The following is an 18,832-nucleotide window of genomic DNA, read 5'->3' on the forward strand; positions in this document are numbered from 1 at the left end:
CGGCTTTGCCGACGTGAACAAGTTCTTCGAGGGCAGCCTGTTCTTCGATGCGGTCAACCCGGAGCTGGAAGGCCGCATGCTGAAGGAATTCGAGCGCATCAAGGCAGGCTTCTGATCCCAATAGCGGCGGCGGCTCACGACCGCCGCCTTTCCCGACTGATACCTCCTGCCTGCTGAGTGCCTGAGTAGGAGTGCTATTCTCAGGCAGCAGTTCCTGTGGCGGATGCGATTGGCAATGCGGGGGTGGTCCTGCATTGCATCCGTTGTCTGAAGCAATGGGGGCGGGCCGTCAGTACAGTCTCGTGCCCGGCCTGTTCACCCCGCCAGTGGCGCGCTGCCGGACCCGATAGGTTTTGACAGCAAGCTGCTAGACGGCTTCACAGCCCCGGCGGGCGGCGGCACTCTTCGGAATGATCAGGCATTTGCCTTGAGTGCTGTTGAGGTACAGATGTGCCTTGGCCTTCAGGCGGCGCAAATCCGCTGGCCCCGCCCGGGAACGTCACAGGTTAGGTCTGTGCCTCATTGCGCAGCCAATCCACCAAAGCGGTGACTTCAGGCCGGAAGCGGTTCCGTTCCGAGGGCAGCACGAGAAAATGCCCCTGGCGGGGAGGCAGGGTCAGAGCGCTTGCCTGGACCAGCTTGCCGCTTTGTAAATACGGCTGCGCGAACACTTCGGCGACAAGCGCAATGCCTTGGCCGCGGCTGGCAAGCTCCAGAGCGATCAGGGACTGGTCTACCTTGTAGGCAGGTTCCTGAATGTCGCAGTCCGGCTCGTGCAGCGCGAAGAAGTGCCTCCAGGTATCGACCACTCCGGCCAGTTCAATCAGCGGGCCGCGGGCCAGCGACCGCGGGCTGCCGCCGCTGCGGAGGGCGGGAGCGCAGACAGGGATGACAGCATGGGTCATTAGCGGCACGACCTCCCCGTCCGACCAGTTGCCGTCGCCATAGCGGATGTCGACATCGATCTCCTCACCCTCCGCCAGCTCTGCCCAGGAGGCAGAAAGGACGCGGAGGCGGCTGTCGGGGTTTGCTGCCTTGAAATGCTCCAGCCGGGGAACCAGCCAAAGCAAGTTCAGCGAGCTCACGCATCGCAGGGTTATCTCGGCTTCCGCCCCTTTTCCAAATAGATTGGACGTGGTGGCGTCGAGATCGGCGAAAGCCTTGGCCACCACCGGACGGTAAGCCTGTCCCAGGCGGGTCAGGATCAGCGCCTTGCGTTCTCGGCGGAACAGTTTGTGGCCCAACTGCGCTTCCAGTCCGCGCACCTGATAGCTGACGGCAGAAGGCGTCAGGCCCAGTTCCTCGGCGGCCAGGGTAAAGCTGCCAAGACGGGCGCTGGCGTCGAAGGCCCGAAGCCAGGGGAGGGGAGGGAGTTCCTTGTACATGGTGGCTGTATAGGACATCTGCGAAAAATTTTAAGGTAGCGGCAAATTTTTTTTCGTTTTGGATTTGGCCGGCGGCTTTGTAACAGTCGCGCGACGGTGCAGGAAACAGGCAGAGTGCAATGGCGGAGCACGACTACATCATTATCGGCGCAGGATCCGCAGGCTGTGTTTTGGCGGAGCGGCTGAGTGCCTCCGGGCGCTGCAAGGTACTGGTGCTGGAGGCCGGTGGCCGGGGACGGTCACCGTGGATCACGCTGCCGCTGGGGTATGGCAAGACGTTCTTTGATCCCAAGGTGAACTGGAAATACCAAAGTGAGGCGGAAGAAACCTTAGCGGGACGCTCGGGCTACTGGCCGCGTGGCAAGGTGGTCGGCGGGTCGGGCGCGATCAACGCTCTGGTCTATGCGCGCGGGCTTCCGCGCGACTTCGACGATTGGGCTGCGGCCGGGGCCGACGGCTGGAACTGGGAGACTGTGCGGCAGACCTATGAGGCAATGGAGAGCCGCATTGGCACCGATGGCGGGCGGAATGGTGCCGGGCCGCTGCATGTGCAGGACGTGTCGGACCAGATCCACCCGGTGAACCGGCACTTTTTTGCCGCGGCCGAGGAACTGGGGCTGCCGCGCACCGAGGACATCAACGGCCGCGACGGTGAGGGCGCGGCGGCTTACCGGATCAACACCAGCGGCGGCCGCCGGATGCACTCGGCGCGGGCCTTTCTGAAGCCTGCGCTGAGGCGGGCCAACGTCACCCTGATGACCGGGGTGCAGGCCGAGCGGATCATCTTTGAGGGCACGCGGGCTGCTGCCGTGCAAGTGGTGCGCGGGGGCAGAACGCAAACCCTGCGTGCGGGCCGCGAGATCATCCTGTCGGCGGGTGCCGTGACTTCGCCGCGGCTGCTGCAGCTGTCGGGCATCGGCCCGGCGGACCTGCTGAAATCCCATGGCATCACGCCGCTGGTGAATGCGGCGCAAGTAGGCGGCAACCTGCAGGATCATCTGGGCATCAACTATTACTTCCGCGCCACGGAGCCGACGCTGAACAATGTGCTGCGCCCGTTTGCCGGGAAAGTGCGCGCGGCGCTGCAATATGCGCTGACCCGGCGCGGGCCGCTGGCCCTGTCAGTGAACCAGTGCGGCGGCTATTTCCGCTCTGGCCCGGATCAGGTCCACCCTGACCAGCAGCTGTATTTCAACCCGGTCACCTATACCACGACGCCGAACGGCAAACGTACGGTGGTACAGCCAGATCCGTTCCCGGGCTTCATCATTGGCTTTCAGCCGGCCCGGCCCACCAGCCGCGGCCGTATCGACATCAGCGCCGCAGACCCGGCGGCGGCGCCCCGCATACGCCCCAATTCGCTGGCGACCGAAGAGGATCGCGAGCAGGTCGTGGCGGGCGGCCGCCTGTGCCAGCGGCTGATTACGACCGCCGCGCTCGATAGACTGGTGGACTCAGCGATGGAGCCGGATCTGCGGCGTATGGACGATGCGCAGCTCCTGGCCGATTTCCGCGAGCGCTGCGGCACCGTCTTTCACCCGGTCGGCACCTGCCGGATGGGGCGGGACGCGCAGGACGCGGTGGTCAGCCCGCGGCTGAAGGTGCATGGGGTGCAGGGGCTGCGCGTCGCCGATGCCTCGGTCTTTCCCAATCTGACCTCGGGCAACACCAATGCCCCGACCATGATGCTGGCGCATCGCGCCGCTGATCTCATTCTGGAGGACGCATGAGCACGCCTTATTCCATGTCCGGCGCGGTGCCGGTTGCCAACACCCGCGGCAAGGACGACACCGGTCCGCGGATCCGCAGGATCGAGACCTTCTGCACGCCGTTGGTCGGCTTTGTGCGGGTCACCGCAGAGGACGGCAGCACCGGCTGGGGGCAGGTGTCCACCTACAGCAGCGATCTGACCTGCGAGATCCTGCACCGGCAGGTGGCTCCTTGGGCGTTGGGGCGCGGTATGGATGCGCTGGAGGACGTGATCGCCGAGATCCCGCTGCGCGAGCACAAGTTCCCTGGAACATATCTGCGCCGGGCCATGGCGGGTCTGGACACCGCGGTCTGGGACTGGCGCGGCAAGGCGGCTGGAAAACCCGTGGCCGAACTGCTGGGCGGTTCGGCAGGGCCGCTGCGGGCCTATGCCTCCTCGATGCGGCGCGACATCACGCCCGAGGATGAGGCCACGCGCCTGCAATGCCTGCGCGATGACTATGGTTTTGATGCCTTCAAGGTGCGCGTCGGCGCCGAATGCGGCCAGGACCGGGACGAATGGGAGGGGCGGACCGAGGCGATCATCCCTGCTATCCGCAAGGCCATGGGTCCGGACGCGGCGCTGCTAGTGGATGGCAACTCGGGCTTTGGCCCCGCCCGCGCGATCGAGGTCGGGCGGATGCTGGAGGCCAATGGTTACGAACATTTCGAGGAGCCTTGCCCCTATTGGGAGCTGGAGCAGACCGCCGAAGTCACCCGCGAATTGTCCATCGACGTGGCGGGGGGCGAGCAGGACTGGGACCTGCAGCAGTGGAAGCGGATCGTTGCGATGCGCGCGGTCGACATCATTCAGCCCGATATCCTGTACCTCGGCGGCATGGTGCGCAGCATGGAGGTGGCCCGCATGGGCCATGCCGCCGGGCTGCCCTGCACCCCGCATGCGGCCAACCTGTCGCTGGTGACGCTGTTCACTATGCATCTGCTGCGCGCAGTACCCAATCCGGGGCGCTATCTGGAGTTCTCGATCGAGGGCGACGACTACTACCCGTGGCAGCGCGAGTTGTTCCGCAACGATCCCTTTACCATCACGGACGGTCAGGCGGTTGTGAGTGATGCCCCTGGTTGGGGCGTCGAGATCTGCCCCGAGTGGCTGGCCAAATCCACCTACAAATGCAGCGAGGACGCATGATGACCTCCGACCGGATGATTTCCTCCTATTTCGAAACCGGCACCTTGCCGGATCTGCCGCGCGGCCATTTCATCGATGGGGCATTCGTGGCGGCCGACAGCGGCAACCGCATGGAAAGCTTTGACGCAGGGACCGGTGAAGCCTTTGCCGATTTTGCCGCAGGAACGGCGGCGGATGTGGACCGTGCTGTAACCAGCGCTGCCAAAGGTTTTGAAGTCTGGCGCAACACGCCGCCTGCTCGTCGCTGCGCCATCCTGAACGAGGTCGCGCGCCTGATGCGCGCCGAGGCGGACAGGCTGACGGTGATCGAAAGCCTCGACAGTGGCAAGACCCTGGCTGAGGCGCAGGGGGACGTTGCGGGCGCGGCGCGGCTGTTTGAATACTACGCAGGCGCGGCGGACAAGCTGGACGGGCGCAGCGTCAACCTTGGCAACGGCAACGCCGCCTTCACGCTGCGCGAGCCGGTTGGCGTGACCGCCCATATCGTGCCGTGGAACTATCCGACCTCCACCCTGGTGCGCGGCATCGCCCCGGCGCTGGCGGCGGGCTGCTCGGCGGTGGTGAAACCCGCGGAAACCACGCCCTTTACCGCGCTGATGATTGGCGAGCTGCTGCTGCGGGCGGGCGTGCCTGCCGGGGTCGTCAACGTGGTCACCGGCACCGGCGTCGAGGCCGGGGCGCCGCTGGTCACCGACCCTCGGGTGCGCCACGTGACCTTCACCGGATCGGTTGCGACCGGGGTGGGCGTGATGCAGAACGTGGCCCCGAATGTGACCGGGCTGACGCTGGAACTGGGCGGAAAATCGCCGCTCGTCGCCTTTGCCGATGCCGATGCAGAGGCCGTGGCCGAGGGCGCGCTCTGGGCCATTTTCTCGAACTCGGGGCAGATCTGTTCGGCCGGATCGCGGCTGGTGATCCACCGTGACCTGCACGACGATGTTCTGGAACGGCTGGTCAAAAAGGCGCAGGGCTTGCGCTTTGGTCATGGGCTGCGCAACCCGGATATGGGCGCGGTCAACTCCGAACGCCATCTGGAGCAGATCGCGGGCCACGTCGAGCGCGCCCGCGCCCGCGGCGTCGAGATTGTCACCGGCGGAAACAAGGCCATGGACCCGGAAACCGGAAAGGGCTGGTTCTACGAGCCGACCATTCTTGACAATCTCAGCGCGAGCGATGATGCGGTGACGCAAGAGATTTTTGGTCCTGTTCTTGCCGTGCAAACATTTGAAAGTGAAGAAGAAGCTTTAAGCCTTGCCAACGGCACCGACTTTGCCCTGGCGGCGGGCATCTATACCCGGGATATGCCGACCGCGCTGCGCATGGCACAGCGTGTCGATGCTGGGCAGGTCACCGTCAACGACTATTGGGCGGGGGGGATCGAACTGCCCTTTGGCGGCAACCGGAAATCCGGGTTCGGCCGCGAAAAGGGGCTGGAGGGGCTCGACGCCTATACCCGTTCGAAATCCATCACACTTGCAGTGTAAGGCGCTGCAAAGAGGCATTTCTCAAGGAGCAGGAACATGATGCTGAAGACCACCACCGCCCTGGCGGCACCGACCCGGCGCGGTTTTCTCGCAGGCGCTGCAGCGGGCGGGATGGCCTTGGGGCTGGGTTTGAACACCCGCGCCCGGGCCGCAGAGCCGAAGAAGGGCGGAACCCTGCGGGTGGGCTATACCCAAGGCAGCACCTCGGATTCGCTGGACCCGGCGACCTATGCCAACGACTTTATGTTTGCCACCAGCTATGCGGTGTTCTCGACCCTGGTGGAGATCGCTCCGGACGGAACCGCCCAGCCGGACCTGGCCGAAAGCTATGAGGCGACGCCGGATGCGCACGTCTGGACCTTCCGCCTGCGAGATGACGCAACCTTTTCCGACGGCAAGAGGGTTGCGGCCGCTGACGTTGTGTCCTCGATCCGTCACCACATGGGGCCGGAGTCGAAATCGGGCATCAAGCCGCTGCTGGCGCAGATCAAGGACATCCGCGCCGACGGCGACAATGTGGTGATTTTTGAACTGGAAGATGGAAACGCCGATTTCCCGTTCATCTTCAATGACTATCACCTGACCATCAGGCAGGACAAGGACGGGGCCATCGATCCAGAAAGCCGAATCGGCACCGGCGGCTATGTGATCGAGGCTTTTGAGCCGGGCGTGCGCATCGAGTTGAAGCGCCGCGACGATTACTGGAAGGCGGGGCGCGCCCATTTCGACAAGGTGGTGCTGCTGAAGGTCGGCGACCCGGCGGCGCGGATGAACGCGCTGATGACGGGCGAAGTCGATCTGATCGACCGTCCGGACCTTAAGACCATCCACCTTCTGAAGCGCAACCGCAACGTCAAGATCCACACTCAAAACGGCACCCTGCACTACACCATGCCGATGCAGGTGACCGCAGCGCCGTTTGAAGACGTGAACGTGCGCCTGGCGTTGAAGCACGCAATCGACCGCGAGGCGATTGTGCAGAAGGTGCTGAAGGGCTTTGGCACCGTAGGCAATGACCACCCGATCGCGTCGTCCATGCCCTATTACAACGCGGAGCTGGAGCAGCACTCCTATGATCCCGACAAGGCGAAGCACTACCTGTCCAAGTCCGGTCTCAGCAGCCTGGATGTGACGCTGTACACCGCGGATGCGGCGTTCAACGGCGCAGTCGATGCGTCTGTGCTGTTCTCCGAGGCAGCCAAGGGCGCGGGCATGAATCTGAAAGTCTCGCGCGAGCCCGATGACGGCTACTGGTCCAACGTCTGGCTGCAAAAGCCCTTCTGCTGCAGCTATTGGGGCGGCCGTCCGACCCCGGATCTGATGTTCTCTGCCGGTTATGCCGCCACCGCCGACTGGAATGACACCAGCTGGAAAAACGAGCGCTTCAACCAGCTGCTGGCCGAAGGCCGTTCGCAGCTGGATCAGGGCTTGCGCGCCGAGATCTATGGCGAGATGCAGCAATTGTGCCAGACCGACGGCGGGGCGCTGATCCCGGCTTTCGGCCAGTATGTCTCGGCGATGAGCACCAAGGTGCAGACTCCCGAGCAGGTCTCGGAAATGTGGGATCTGGACAGCACCCGGTTCATCGAGCGCTGGTGGATGGCCTGATCCGTCCTCCAGAGCTGCAAATGCATGAGGCGGCCTAGCCCGGCGGCCTCCCGCAGGCGCTTTTTCCGTCGCGATTTAACAGGAGGCTTTGACATGCCCCCATTGATGAAGCTGATTTTCAGTCGGCTGGCCCTTGGCGCCGTGACGCTTCTGGCGGTCTCTGCGCTGATGTTTGTCGGCATCGAACTGCTGCCCGGTGACCTGGCCCAACAGATCCTCGGCCAGTCCGCCACACCTCAAACGCTGGCCGCCTTCCGCGCCGATCTCGGCTTGGACCAGCCTGCGCATTTGCGCTACCTCGACTGGCTGGCGGCCGCGGCGCAGGGCGACTTCGGCAACTCGATGGCTTCGCGTCGGCCGGTTGCCGATCTGCTGTCCACGCGTCTGGCAAACACCATGTTCCTGGCCTGTTATGCCGCCGTGATCGCGGTGCCGGTGGCGATCCTGCTGGGGCTGCTCAGCGCGCTGTGGCGCAACTCGCTGTTTGACCGCAGCGTCAATGTCGGCGCGCTTGGGGCAATCTCGATGCCGGAGTTCTTTGTGGCCTACCTGCTGGTGCTGTTCCTGTCGACCCGCCTGGGCTGGTTCCCGACCCTGGCCCGCATTGACGAGGCGGCTTCGTTCGGTGATGCGCTCTATCGCAGCTTCCTGCCGGCGCTGACGCTGATCCTGGTGGTTATCGCCCACATGATGCGGATGACCCGCGCCGCGGTCATCAACGTGCTGGCCGCTCCCTATATCGAAATGGCGCAGCTGAAAGGCGTGCCGCGCTGGCGGGTGATCGTGAAGCACGCGCTGCCCAACGCACTGGCGCCGATCATCAACGTGGTGGCGCTGAACCTGGCCTATCTAATCGTCGGCGTGGTGGTGGTCGAGGTGGTGTTCTCCTACCCCGGTCTGGGCCAGCTGTTGGTCGATGCCGTTGCCAGCCGCGATTTCCCGGTGGTGCAGGCGGTCGGCCTGTTCTTTGCCGGCACCTACATCACCCTGAATGTGCTGGCCGACATCCTGTCGATCCTGTCCAACCCGCGGCTGCGGCACGCACGATAAAGGAACGCAGACGTGAAAACCCTTAAATCCGCCCCGACCACCGCGCTGCTGGGTATGCTGATCCTGGCCGCGGTGCTGCTGACCGGGGTGTTTGCCCCGCTGCTGGCGCCCTATGGCGAAACCGAAATTGTCGGGGTTGAATACGAACCCTGGAGCGCGGCCTTTCCGCTGGGCACCGATAACCTGGGCCGGGACATGCTGTCGCGCATGATCTACGGCGCCCGCAATACCGTCGGGCTGGCGCTGCTAACCACCGGCATCGCCTTCACCGCTGGCGCGGCTCTGGGCATGCTGGCCGCACTGAAAGGCGGCTGGACCGACCAGGCGCTGTCACGTGTGATTGATGTGCTGATGGCGGTGCCACCCTTGATCCTAGCGCTGATGCTGCTGGCCATTGTCGGCCCTTCCATCCCCAACATGGTGGGCGTTATCGCGGTGATCTACATTGCACCTGTATACCGCCTGTCTCGCGCCGCGGCAATGAATGTGGTCAGCCAGGACTTCATCCAGGCCGCCCAGCTGCGCGGCGAAGGCACGCTGTGGCTGCTGCGCCGCGAGGTGCTGCCGAACATCTCCTCAACTCTGATTGCGGAGTTCGGCCTGCGTTTCTGCTTTGTGTTCCTGTTCATCGCCGCGCTCAGCTTCCTTGGCATCGGCATCCAGCCGCCCACAGCTGACTGGGGCTCAATGGTGAAGGAAAACGCGACTCTGATCACCTTTGGCGACATCACTCCGCTGATCCCGGCGGCTGCCATTGCGCTGCTGACCATCGCCATCAATTTCATTGTCGACTGGATGCTGCATCGCGCCAGCGGCCTGAAGAGCTGAGGATAAGCCAATGAGCAAGCTACTGGACATCCGCGGCCTGCGGCTGGAGGCCGGGCCGATGGGCGGCCGCACCACCATTCTGCACGGGCTGGATCTGACCCTGAACAGGGGCGAGGTGCTGGGGCTGGTGGGCGAAAGCGGCGCGGGCAAAAGCTCGGCCGGGCTGGCGGCGATGGGCTACACTCGCGACGGTGTGGGGATAACCGGCGGCGAGATCCTGTTTGACGGAATCGACCTCGCCCGGGCAAGCGCGGCCACGCTGCAGGATCTGCATGGCCGCCGCATCGCCTATGTAGCGCAATCGGCGGCGGCCAGTTTCAACCCCGCACACCGGCTGATCGACCAGTTCTGCGAGGCGCCACTGCTGCATGGAACCGCTGCGCGGGCAGCGGCCGAGGCCGACGCCATCGCGCTCTACCGACAAATGCAGCTGCCGAATCCCGACCAGATCGGTTTCCGCTATCCGCATCAGGTGTCAGGCGGTCAGCTGCAGCGGGCGATGACGGCCATGGCGATGGCCTGCCGCCCAGATCTGATCATTTTTGACGAGCCGACGACGGCGCTGGATGTGACCACCCAGATCGAGGTTCTTGGCGCGATCCGCGATGTTGTCGAACGCTATAACACAGCGGCGATCTATATCACGCATGACCTGGCCGTCGTCAGCCAGATGGCCGACCGCATCACGGTTATGAAACACGGCCGTGAGGTGGAAACTGCCAAAACCCGGCAGATGCTGGCGGCGCCTCAGGAGGACTACACAAAGTCGCTTTGGGCGGTGCGAGGTCTGAAACGGCCGGAGCGGAGCGCTCCTGAGGCCGGGCCGTTGCTGTCCATGCGCGGGATCGAGGCAAGCTATGCCTCTGCAAAGGTGCTGCAAGGCGTAAGTCTGGAGCTGCCCAGGGGCCAGACCACAGCGGTTGTCGGCGAAAGCGGCTCGGGCAAGTCGACCCTGGCCAAGGTGATTGCCGGCGTGCTGCCCCCGAGCAATGGCGTGGTCGTGTGGCAGGGGAGCCCGCTGCCGGGCCGCTACCAGAAACGGGACCGCGCCACCCTCCGCCATATCCAGATGGTTTATCAGATGGCGGATACCGCACTGAACCCGCGTCACACCGTGCGCGGGACACTGGAACGGCCGGTGCGGCATTTCACCGGTCTGCGCGGCGCGGCGCTGGGGGCGCGGGTGAACGAACTGATGGAGTTGATCGAGCTGGACCCCGCCGTGTTCCTGGACCGCCTTATTCCTGAGCTGTCGGGCGGCCAGAAGCAGCGTATCGGCATCGCGCGGGCGCTGGCGGCAGAGCCGGAGTTCATCATTTGCGACGAAGTCACCAGCGCGCTGGACCAACTGGTGGCCGAAGGCATCCTGCGGCTCCTGCTGCGGCTGCAGGCGGAGCTGGGGCTGACCTATATGTTCATAACTCATGACCTGGCCACGGTTGAGGCAATCGCAGACCGGGTGGTGATCATGCAGCAGGGCAGGATCGTGGAGACGGGCGATCAGTCGCGGATCTTCTCTGATCCGCAGTCGGATTACACCAAGCGCCTTCTGGCTTCTGTCCCGCAGATGGATGCGGGCTGGCTGAACGGGGTGCGGCAAAGGCTGGCAAGCTGAGCGGCCCCGCAATAGCGTCGCGACAGCAGTCCGGCTTCCTGTCAGGCGCGGCCCGGTTCCGGCCGGGCCGGTGAAGGTGAGGAGTTCGGGAGCGTCAGCCTCACACCCGTCCCGGCCCCGACGCCGCCTGCCGGAAGCGGATCACAATTGCAAGTGCGCCGAGTATGTTTCAGCAGAAGCAGGCCCTTCAGCCCTAGCGGAAGTGCAAAAAGCCTAGACTGCGAGCAATTTTTTGAACATGTCCAGGAGAAAGAGTTCAGCCTCGGCGTAACGGTCTTTCACTTTTGCAGGGGCGATTTCTTCGATCTGAACGTCGAAATCCGCGTAATGCTGGGTGGTGGCCCAGATCGAAAACAGAAGGTGGTGCGGGTCGACGGTCGCAATCCGGCCTTCGCGCATCCAATCCTCCAGCACCGCGATCTTGGTATTGTACAGCTCTTTCAGCGGGCCGAAGATCTCGCTGCGCGACTGCGGCAAGCCGCTGAGGATTTCATTGGCGAAAAATTTGCTTTCCTTGGGGAAGTTCCGGGAAATCTCCAGCTTGCGGCGGATGTATTCGCAAATTTCGTCGATGGGTTCGCCGTGCGGGCTAAGCATGCTCAATGGTGCCATCCACAGCTGCAGGGTGCGGGTCAGCAGCTCGCGGCGGATCGCATCCTTGCTTTCGAAATAATACAGCAGATTGGGTGTGGTCAGACCGGCGTTCTTGGCGATCAGGTTGATCGACGCGCCCGAGGATCCGTGCTGGGCGAAAACCTCCAGTGCAGCGGCCAGGATTTGTTCGGTCTTCTTCCGCTGAATCCGGGTCTTCGGCTTTTCAGCTGCCATGCGCGCCATGTAATTCCGCCACTTATAACAATATCTATTTGGCGCCCTATTGGCACAAGTCAAAGCCTGTTGCCAGCGATAGCGCGCAGAAGGCCGGTTCAAATTCATGTGCTGGTGCGGGCAGGCCGCGCCAGGGGCAAAGAAGCGGGCAGCCAGGGCCGCCCGCCAATGGGCACGGTGCGCGGGGAGATCATTTCGCACGGTGCCGTTGCCGGGCTAGCGCCCGGCGCAGTTCAGCGGAACGCCGGAATGATCTTCTCGCCGTAGTCGGCGATGATCTTCTCTTCGTCGCCGCTGTCCAGGTAGATATTGAACTGGGTGGTGCCGGCGTCGGCCAGATCGCGGATCTTGGCGATATGCTCGTCCGGGGTGCCCAGCACGCAGAAGCTCTTGACAATGTCTTCGGTGATGAAGTCGAGGTAGGGGTTATCGCTCTGGCCGTGCTTGGAGTAGTCGTAGCCTTTGCGGTTCTTGATGTAGTCGGTCAGGCTGGTCGGCACGTGATCGCCATCGGTGCCGTATTTTTCGACGATGTCAGCGACATGGTTGCCGACCATGGCGGGGAACCACTTGGTCTTCTCGATGCCTTCCTCGATCGGGCCGGTATGCGCCGGAGCGGCGGCCATCACGCGGTAGTTCGACATGTCGCGGCCTTCGGCTTCACCGCCGGCCTTGGCCTGGTCCGCCAGCCACTTGATGATCTTGGGCTCGGCAATCTGCAGCACCACGCCGTCGCCGACCTTGCCCGCCGAGGCCAGCGCCTTGGGGCCGTAGGCGCCGATCCAGACCGGCAGCTCGTAGCCGTTGGCCCAGGGGAATTTCACCGGCTCGGGGCATTCGCCGTATTGCACTTCCTCGCCGCGGATCAGCGATTTCACCACATGGGTGAATTCTTCCATCCGCTTGATGGTCGAGGGCTTCTTGCCCATCACCCGCACGGCGCTGTCGCCGCGGCCCAGACCGATGTCGAAGCGGCCGTTCGACTGTTTCGCCAGCGAGCCGAACAGCGACGCCGCCACCGACCACTCGCGCGAGTTCGGGTTGGTCACCAAGGGGCCAAAGCGCATTTTCTTGGTGTGTTCCATGCACATCGCCATGGCGACGAAGCTTTCGCGCCACAAGATATGGCTGTCGTAGAACCAGCAGTAGGTGAAGCCTGCGTTCTCCGCCTGGCGGACCAGTGCGCGGGCGCGGTCGGGCTCAACGAAACCTTTGAAGCAAATACCGAATTCCATGTGTGTTTTCCTCCTCGTTGGAATTTTAGTGGTCGGGGGCCCAGATGCGGATGCCCGCATGTGTGAAGGGCACCGCCTTGGAAATGTTCTGGCGGATCAGGATCGGTGTGATCGCCTCGATGCAGCGGGCCGCTTCGGCGTCGCCTGCGTTGTAGGCCTCGACGTCCAGCACGCGGACCAGCTCGATTACTTTCTTGCGGGCAGGCAGGCTGTTGCCGCAGACCAGAATGTCGCAGTTGATCGGCCAATCCAGGTTGTTCAGCGTGGTGGCCGAGACGTTGTGCAGCGCGCCGATCACCGGGATGTCATCGCCCAAGAGCACCTGCGCGGCCTCGGTGGCGGAGCCTTCGGGCGGCATGTCCACCTTCTTGGGGTCGCCCTCCTTCAGCGGCACCACGATGTCGACCAGGATCTTGCCCGTCAGATGCGGCTTCAGTGCCGTGAGCGTGGCGTTATGGGCCGAGAAGGGCACCGCCAGCACCACCATTTCATCGGCGGCCTTGGTGGCGGCCTCGTTGTCCAGCCCCTCGATCTTTGCGGCGCCTTCGGGCAGCTTGGCCATCAGGTCGGCGGCGATGCCTGCACTGCGCGCGCCATCGCGCGACCCCAGCGCCACGGCGATCCCGGCGCGGGCAAAACGCAGCGCCAGACCCTGGCCCTGCGGCCCGGTGCCGCCAATGATTGCGATTTTCATCTGAACATATCCTCCTGTTTTTTCCGTATTATGTCGGCGCCGCGGCTGTCGGTCGGCTGCCAGTCCAGCCCCCGCAGCAGCACCGCCGGTGTTTTTCCGTTCTTGCGCACCACCAGCCCCGAGGCAGCGGCGATCTCGTCTGCCAGCGCCGGTTCCGTCACCATCAAGGGGCGGCCCCAGGCGTCCAGATTGCCCTGCTCCTGGATGGTGGCAGGCACCTTGCTGAGGCCGATCGCGACGTTGATCTGGCCCAGCCGCCAGGGGCGGCCGAAGGTGTCGGTCATCACCACGCCGGTCTGCACGCCAAAGCGTTCGGCAATGGCCTGCTGCACGCGTGCGCAGCTCGCATCGGGGTCGGCAGGCAGCACCATGGCGGCGTCTTCCTCGCCGAAGTTGGATTCATCCACCGCCGCATTGGCCGAGATGAACCCGAGCCGGTGCTCGCAGATCATCGTGCCGCTGACCTGATCGGGGCGGCGGAAGGCGCGCACCACGCGGGTGCTTTCGCGCAGCACGATCTCGACCTTGCGGGGATCCTTGTTCAGCTCCTCGCCGTATTTGATCGCCTCCGCCGAGGGCGTGACCGTGGACAGCGGGATGATGCAGCCCTCGGCCTTGGAGAAGACCTTTTGCGCGATGCACAGGATGTCGCCCTCCTGCGGCACCAGCCCGGCCTGCTCCATGCAGTCGCCCAGAGCCGCATCCAGATCGTCGCCGTTCTGGATGTCGGGGATGCCGGGAATGGCGGTGAGGGAAACGGACAGGCTCATCGCGCGGCCTCCTGCATCAGCAGCTGCGGCTGATGCGCCAGCAGGTGCTGGAGGTCATCAGCGGTGTCGACATCCGCCCGCAGGCTGGCCAGCGGCAGCATCACCGGACACAGGCCCGCGGCCTCGGCCGCCTGCCGGTGGGCAACCACGGATTTCACCCCGTAGGCAAAGCGGAACGGGCAGGGCAGCGGCGCCAGCAGCGCGTTGGTGCCCAGATCCTCGGCCGGGCACAGCACCATCTGGCCGCCGCTCAGGTCATGCGCCAGCAGCCGGGCCAGTTCGGCCGGTTTCGGGGCCGCCAGATCGCCGGGCAGGACGCAGATCGCGCCGTAGCCGTGGCCCGCGGCCCAATCCGCCGCCGTCTCCAGCGCCTCCGACAAGCCGCGCGGGCGGCCCTCGTCAATCAGGATCAGCCCCATGGCGCGGGCCAGCCGGGTGATCTTCGGGCTGGAGGTCACTACCGCGATCTCCACCCCGCCGCCGGGCAGCAGCGCCAGCGCCTCCTGCGCACGGTCCACCGTGGCGCGGAACAGGGTCAGCGCCAGGCTTGCACGCCGCTCGGGGCTCAGCGTAGGGACCAGCCGGGTCTTGGCGCGGGCGGGATCCTTCATCGGGATCACCACCAGCCGCTTGCCGCTGCGGGCGGCGGCGCTCATGCCACGGCCTCCGCCGCTGCGGGTGCCAAGCACAGGTCGGCCACCTCGCGCGCCAGCCGGGCCTTGTCGGTCTTGTCCTTCATCAGGATATGGGCGCAGATCGGCGTCATGCCATGGGCGCGGATCTCATCGCACAGACCCTCGTCCTGATGGTCGATCACCAGGGTCTGCGCGACACCGGCATAGCGTTCGGCGACGCCCGCCGCATCCGCGCGCAGCCCCAGCACCGCCATCATCCGATCAGCCGGTCCCTTGACCACCTTGCCCGCGATGAAGGGGCTGACCGCCACCTTGAAGGCGGGCGCGGCGCGCACCGCGTCCCGGATGCCCGGGGTCGCCAGCAGCGGTGCGATGCTGACCAGCGGGTTGGAGGGCGCGATCACGATCAGATCCGCCCCGGCAATGGCCGCCAGCGCCTCGGGCGTGGGACGGGCCTGTTCGATGCCGTCAAAGGCCAGCTCACGCACCTCCGGCGCGCAGCGTTCGCGCACGAAATATTCCTGAAAGCTAAGCCAGCCCGCATCGGTCCGCACCCGGGTCTGCACCCGGTCGTCCGTGGGCAGCAGGATTTCTGCCGCGATCCCAAAGGCGCGCGCCACGTCGCGGGCGATCACGCTGGGGCGCTCGCCGCGCAGCCGCCGCATGGTGCGGTGGATATGCAGACCAAAGTCGCGGTCGCCGAGCGACATCCAGGTGTCATTGCCGAGCCTCGTCAGCGTGTCCAGCGCCCGGTGGCTTTCATCCGCCACGCCCCAGCCCTGGTTGCGGTCGATCACATCCGCCAGGCTGTAGGTCAGCGTGTCGATATCGGGAGAGACCCACAGCCCGTGGAATTCGTCGTCATCGGCGACATTGCCGATCACCGACAACTCCACATCCGGCAGCGCCGCCAGCCCCTCGGCCATCTTGGCCCCGCCAACGCCGCCCGCCAGCAGGGTGACCTTATGCTTCGACGCGCCGCTCATTCCGCCGCCTCCAGCGCGCTGCGTTCGGGGAACATATCAAGGAAATCTAGCGGGTTGCGGCCCTGACGGTCCACCAGCGGCGCCAGCTCCTCCGGGTCGTGGTCATCATAGATGTCGCGGATTTCATAGATGGTGTTGCGGCGCACCGGCACCCGGCCCGCAGCGCGGATGATCTGGGTCAGCTCGCGGGCCGTGATCTCCTGCCCGTGGGCGGAGCCTGCCGCACGCGAGATGCTCTCGTTCATCAGCGTGCCGCCCAGATCGTTGACCCCGCGTGACAGCATCTGCTGTGCGCGCGCCGCGCCCAGCTTGGTCCAGCTGACCTGGATGTTGTCGATCCAGCCGTGCAGCATGATGCGAGAGACCGCGTGCATCAGATCGACCTCCAGCGCGGTGGGGCCGGGGCGGACCTTGTCCGGATTCTGTGACCACAGTGGTGATTCGGTGTGCACAAAGGACAGCGGCACCAATTCAGTGAACCCACCAGTGTCCTTCTGGATGTCGCGCAGCAGGCGGATGTGGGCGGCCCAATGCTCGGGCGCGTCGATATGGCCGTACATGATGGTGGCGGTGGTCGGGATGCCGACCTCATGCGCGGCGCGGATGATCTCGACCCATTTCTCGGCGCTCAGCTTGTTCTTGGTCAGCTGCATGCGCACTTCGGTGTCGAGGATCTCTGCCGCGGTGCCCGGCATCGAGCCAAGGCCCGCCTCCTTCAGATCAGCGAGGAAATCGTGGTAGGACATCTTGGTCTTGGACGCGCCGTACCAGATCTCGAACGGCGAGAAGGCGTGGATGTGCATGTCCGGCAGCGCTGCCTTGATGGCGCGGACGATGTCCCGGTAATAGGTGCCTTCCATCTTGGGGTGCAGCCCGCCCTGGATGCAGACCTCGGTCGCGCCGCGGTCCCAGGCCTGCTGGGCGCGCTCGACGATCTGCTCTGGCTCCAGCCACTCGGCGTCCTTGTCCTCGGATCGCTTGGCGAACCCGCAGAAGCGACAGCCCATGTAGCAGATGTTGGTGAAGTTGATGTTGCGGTTCACCACAAAGGAGACGTGGTCGCCATTGGCGCGGCGGCGCAGCTCATCCGCGGTCGCATAGACCGCCTCGGCATCGGCGCCTGTGGTGCGGAACAGCTCGACGCCCTCCGCCTCAGACACCTCGCCGCCTTCCAGCGCCATTTCCAGGATGGAGCGGATCGGGGCCGAGGCCCCGGCGACGGCCGCGGGCAGAGCGGCAGGCGGGGCGGCAAACTTCTCGGATGCGGGCTGAAGGGTCATGCTATCTCTCCGATGTGGCGTTGATCGCGGGCCAGCCCGCCAGCCCCGGCCATGCCTGCAGCGCGGGCCAGAATCGCCGGGTTGATGAATTCCTGATCGCGGGTCAGGTAGCGGGGGTAGACGGTCAGCCGCTCGTGCAGCGCGAAACCGGCCTGGGTGCTGGATTGCGCCAGCGCGCGAATCTCCGGCCATTCGTGCTGGGGATTGATGAAGTCGATGGTCACGGGGGAAATCCCGCCCCAGTCGTTGATGCCCGCTTCCAGATAGGCGATGTGGCGCGCGCTCAGATTCGGCGGAGCCTGCAGGCTGATCTCCGGCGCCAGGATGATCCGTGCCGCGGCGATGGTGCGCAGCATGTCCTCCAGCGCGGGCTCCGGGTGGTTGGCCATCTCGATATCCGGCTTGCGCTGGAAGTTTTGGATGATGACCTCTTGTATATGGCCGTGGCGGGCGTGGGCCTCGTTGATCGCATGCAGCGCCTCGATCCGCTCGGCAAAGCTCTCGCCGATGCCGATCAGGAGGCCGGTGGTAAAGGGCACCTGTTTCTGTCCCGCCCGCTCCAGCGTGCGCAGCCGCTGCACCGGCACCTTGTCGGGGCAGGCGTAATGCGGCTGGCCCTTGCGGGTCAGGCGGCGGCTCACCGTTTCCAGCATCATCCCCATCGAGGCAGATACCGGCCGCAGCACGTCGATCTCGTCATCGGTGAGGGTGCCTGCATTCACATGCGGCAGCAGGCTGGTCTCCTGCAGCACCAGCTCGCACATGTCGCGCAAGTAGTCCGTCAGGCGGGAATATCCCATCCGTTCCAGCCCCTTGCGCGCCTTCTCGTAGCGCAGCTCCGGCTTCTCGCCGAGGCTGAACAGCAGCTCCTTGCAGCCCTCTCGCTCGCCTTTCCTTGCGGTCGCCAGCACCTGCTCCGGCGTCATGATGCTGGCTTCCGGCGAATCCGGGTGCTTGACGAAGGTGCAGTAGCCGCAGGTGTCGCGGCACATGTTGGTCAGCGGCACAAAGGCCTTGCGCGAATAGGTGACCGTGCGGCCCCAGTGGGTGTCGCGGATCCGGGCAGCACGCATCATCAGGGCGCGCAAATCGCCGGTCTCCGCCCAGGCGGTGCCTGTGCTGAGCGATTGGGTGTTCATGGTGTCCTCCCTGCCTCAAAGACTGTGGAGGAGGGCGTCGCATGTCAAATATTTTTTAGCTTTAGATCAAAAAAAAGTATAGAGATGCCTATGAATTGAGCGTAATGTATTGAAAAACCTGAAAAAAAAATCATTCGGCAAAAAATATTGACTAGTAAGTAAAACAAACAAATACTTTGCTCAATCGCATGAGGCGGCCTTTTCAGGTTCCGATGCGAAAAGGGAGGACATTGAAGTGCTTATTGGAACGCCAAGGGAAATGGCGGCTGGAGAGTCGCGCGTAGCGATGACGCCGGAGTCTGCGGCGCAGCTGCAGAAGCTGGGGTACGGCTGCGCGATCGAGGCCGGGGCCGGGGCGGCGGCGGGGTTTTCCGATGCCGCCTATGAGGCCGCGGG

16 protein-coding genes and 1 pseudogene are annotated in these 18,832 nt (G+C 64.5%); 8 read left to right on the forward strand and 9 right to left on the reverse strand.

Annotated features, from left to right (window positions below; all coding sequences use genetic code 11):
• Positions 1 to 506: 506 nt before the first annotated feature.
• Positions 507 to 1,403, reverse strand: a complete 897-nt coding sequence (locus KUV26_RS22845; protein ID WP_261400087.1) for a LysR substrate-binding domain-containing protein — start codon at positions 1,401 to 1,403, stop codon at positions 507 to 509.
• 101 nt (positions 1,404 to 1,504) lie between these two features.
• On the opposite strand from KUV26_RS22845, the gene KUV26_RS22850 reads away from it, so the two are divergent.
• The 7 genes from KUV26_RS22850 to KUV26_RS22880 all read left to right on the forward strand — a co-directional run bounded on the left by KUV26_RS22850 (position 1,505) and on the right by KUV26_RS22880 (position 10,869).
• The gene (locus KUV26_RS22850) at positions 1,505 to 3,115 is read left to right on the forward strand and encodes a GMC family oxidoreductase (protein WP_222510183.1); all 1,611 of its coding nucleotides are present in this window, start codon (positions 1,505 to 1,507) and stop codon (positions 3,113 to 3,115) included.
• Positions 3,112 to 4,284 carry a mandelate racemase/muconate lactonizing enzyme family protein gene (locus KUV26_RS22855; protein ID WP_222510184.1) on the forward strand — a complete coding sequence of 391 codons (1,173 nt, stop codon included), beginning with the start codon at positions 3,112 to 3,114 and terminating at the stop codon, positions 4,282 to 4,284. The genes KUV26_RS22850 and KUV26_RS22855 overlap by 4 nt, the downstream gene beginning before the upstream one ends.
• Positions 4,266 to 5,768 carry an aldehyde dehydrogenase family protein gene (locus KUV26_RS22860; protein ID WP_261400088.1) on the forward strand — a complete coding sequence of 501 codons (1,503 nt, stop codon included), beginning with the start codon at positions 4,266 to 4,268 and terminating at the stop codon, positions 5,766 to 5,768. Before KUV26_RS22855 ends, KUV26_RS22860 begins: the two co-directional genes overlap by 19 nt.
• Positions 5,769 to 5,804: 36 nt before the next feature.
• Positions 5,805 to 7,376, forward strand: coding sequence for an ABC transporter substrate-binding protein (locus tag KUV26_RS22865; protein ID WP_261400089.1), 1,572 nt, complete (start codon positions 5,805 to 5,807; stop codon positions 7,374 to 7,376).
• Between the two features lie 93 nt (positions 7,377 to 7,469).
• Positions 7,470 to 8,426 (forward strand): ABC transporter permease, encoded by a 957-nt coding sequence (locus KUV26_RS22870; protein ID WP_222510185.1) that lies wholly within the window; start codon positions 7,470 to 7,472, stop codon positions 8,424 to 8,426.
• A gap of 54 nt (positions 8,427 to 8,480) precedes the next feature.
• Positions 8,481 to 9,254 (forward strand): ABC transporter permease, encoded by a 774-nt coding sequence (locus KUV26_RS22875; protein WP_222506679.1) that lies wholly within the window; start codon positions 8,481 to 8,483, stop codon positions 9,252 to 9,254.
• 10 nt (positions 9,255 to 9,264) lie between these two features.
• Entirely contained in the window at positions 9,265 to 10,869 is a 1,605-nt protein-coding gene (locus tag KUV26_RS22880) for an ABC transporter ATP-binding protein (protein WP_222510186.1), read from the forward strand.
• A gap of 213 nt (positions 10,870 to 11,082) precedes the next feature.
• Here the strand turns inward: KUV26_RS22880 and KUV26_RS22885 are convergent, their stop codons facing one another.
• From KUV26_RS22885 to cofG, 8 genes are all read right to left on the reverse strand, one after another.
• Entirely contained in the window at positions 11,083 to 11,706 is a 624-nt protein-coding gene (locus KUV26_RS22885) for a TetR family transcriptional regulator C-terminal domain-containing protein (RefSeq protein ID WP_222506673.1), read from the reverse strand.
• Between the two features lie 224 nt (positions 11,707 to 11,930).
• Positions 11,931 to 12,932 (reverse strand): TIGR03842 family LLM class F420-dependent oxidoreductase, encoded by a 1,002-nt coding sequence (locus tag KUV26_RS22890; protein WP_222506672.1) that lies wholly within the window; start codon positions 12,930 to 12,932, stop codon positions 11,931 to 11,933.
• A gap of 25 nt (positions 12,933 to 12,957) precedes the next feature.
• Positions 12,958 to 13,626 carry an NADPH-dependent F420 reductase gene (npdG, locus tag KUV26_RS22895; protein ID WP_222510187.1) on the reverse strand — a complete coding sequence of 223 codons (669 nt, stop codon included), beginning with the start codon at positions 13,624 to 13,626 and terminating at the stop codon, positions 12,958 to 12,960.
• Positions 13,623 to 14,396 (reverse strand): coenzyme F420-0:L-glutamate ligase, encoded by a 774-nt coding sequence (cofE, locus tag KUV26_RS22900; RefSeq protein ID WP_222510188.1) that lies wholly within the window; start codon positions 14,394 to 14,396, stop codon positions 13,623 to 13,625. Before cofE ends, npdG begins: the two co-directional genes overlap by 4 nt.
• A complete protein-coding gene (gene cofC, locus KUV26_RS22905) occupies positions 14,393 to 15,052 on the reverse strand; it encodes a 2-phospho-L-lactate guanylyltransferase (RefSeq protein WP_222510189.1) in 660 nt (219 codons plus the stop codon). Before cofC ends, cofE begins: the two co-directional genes overlap by 4 nt.
• Complete coding sequence (cofD, locus tag KUV26_RS22910; protein WP_222510190.1) at positions 15,049 to 16,017, reverse strand: 2-phospho-L-lactate transferase; 969 nt, start codon at positions 16,015 to 16,017, stop codon at positions 15,049 to 15,051. The genes cofC and cofD overlap by 4 nt, the downstream gene beginning before the upstream one ends.
• Positions 16,014 to 17,297, reverse strand: a complete 1,284-nt coding sequence (gene cofH, locus KUV26_RS22915) for a 5-amino-6-(D-ribitylamino)uracil--L-tyrosine 4-hydroxyphenyl transferase CofH (protein WP_222510191.1) — start codon at positions 17,295 to 17,297, stop codon at positions 16,014 to 16,016. Before cofH ends, cofD begins: the two co-directional genes overlap by 4 nt.
• Positions 17,294 to 18,436: a 7,8-didemethyl-8-hydroxy-5-deazariboflavin synthase CofG gene (cofG, locus tag KUV26_RS22920; RefSeq protein ID WP_222510192.1), complete on the reverse strand. Its 1,143-nt coding sequence runs from the start codon at positions 18,434 to 18,436 to the stop codon at positions 17,294 to 17,296. Before cofG ends, cofH begins: the two co-directional genes overlap by 4 nt.
• A gap of 235 nt (positions 18,437 to 18,671) precedes the next feature.
• Here cofG and KUV26_RS22925 point away from each other — a divergent pair.
• Positions 18,672 to 18,832, forward strand: a pseudogene (locus KUV26_RS22925) (NAD(P)(+) transhydrogenase (Re/Si-specific) subunit alpha); the annotation flags it as partial.

Origin of the sequence: Leisingera daeponensis (assembly GCF_019801465.1) — a bacterium.
Lineage (GTDB): Bacteria > Pseudomonadota > Alphaproteobacteria > Rhodobacterales > Rhodobacteraceae > Leisingera > Leisingera daeponensis_A.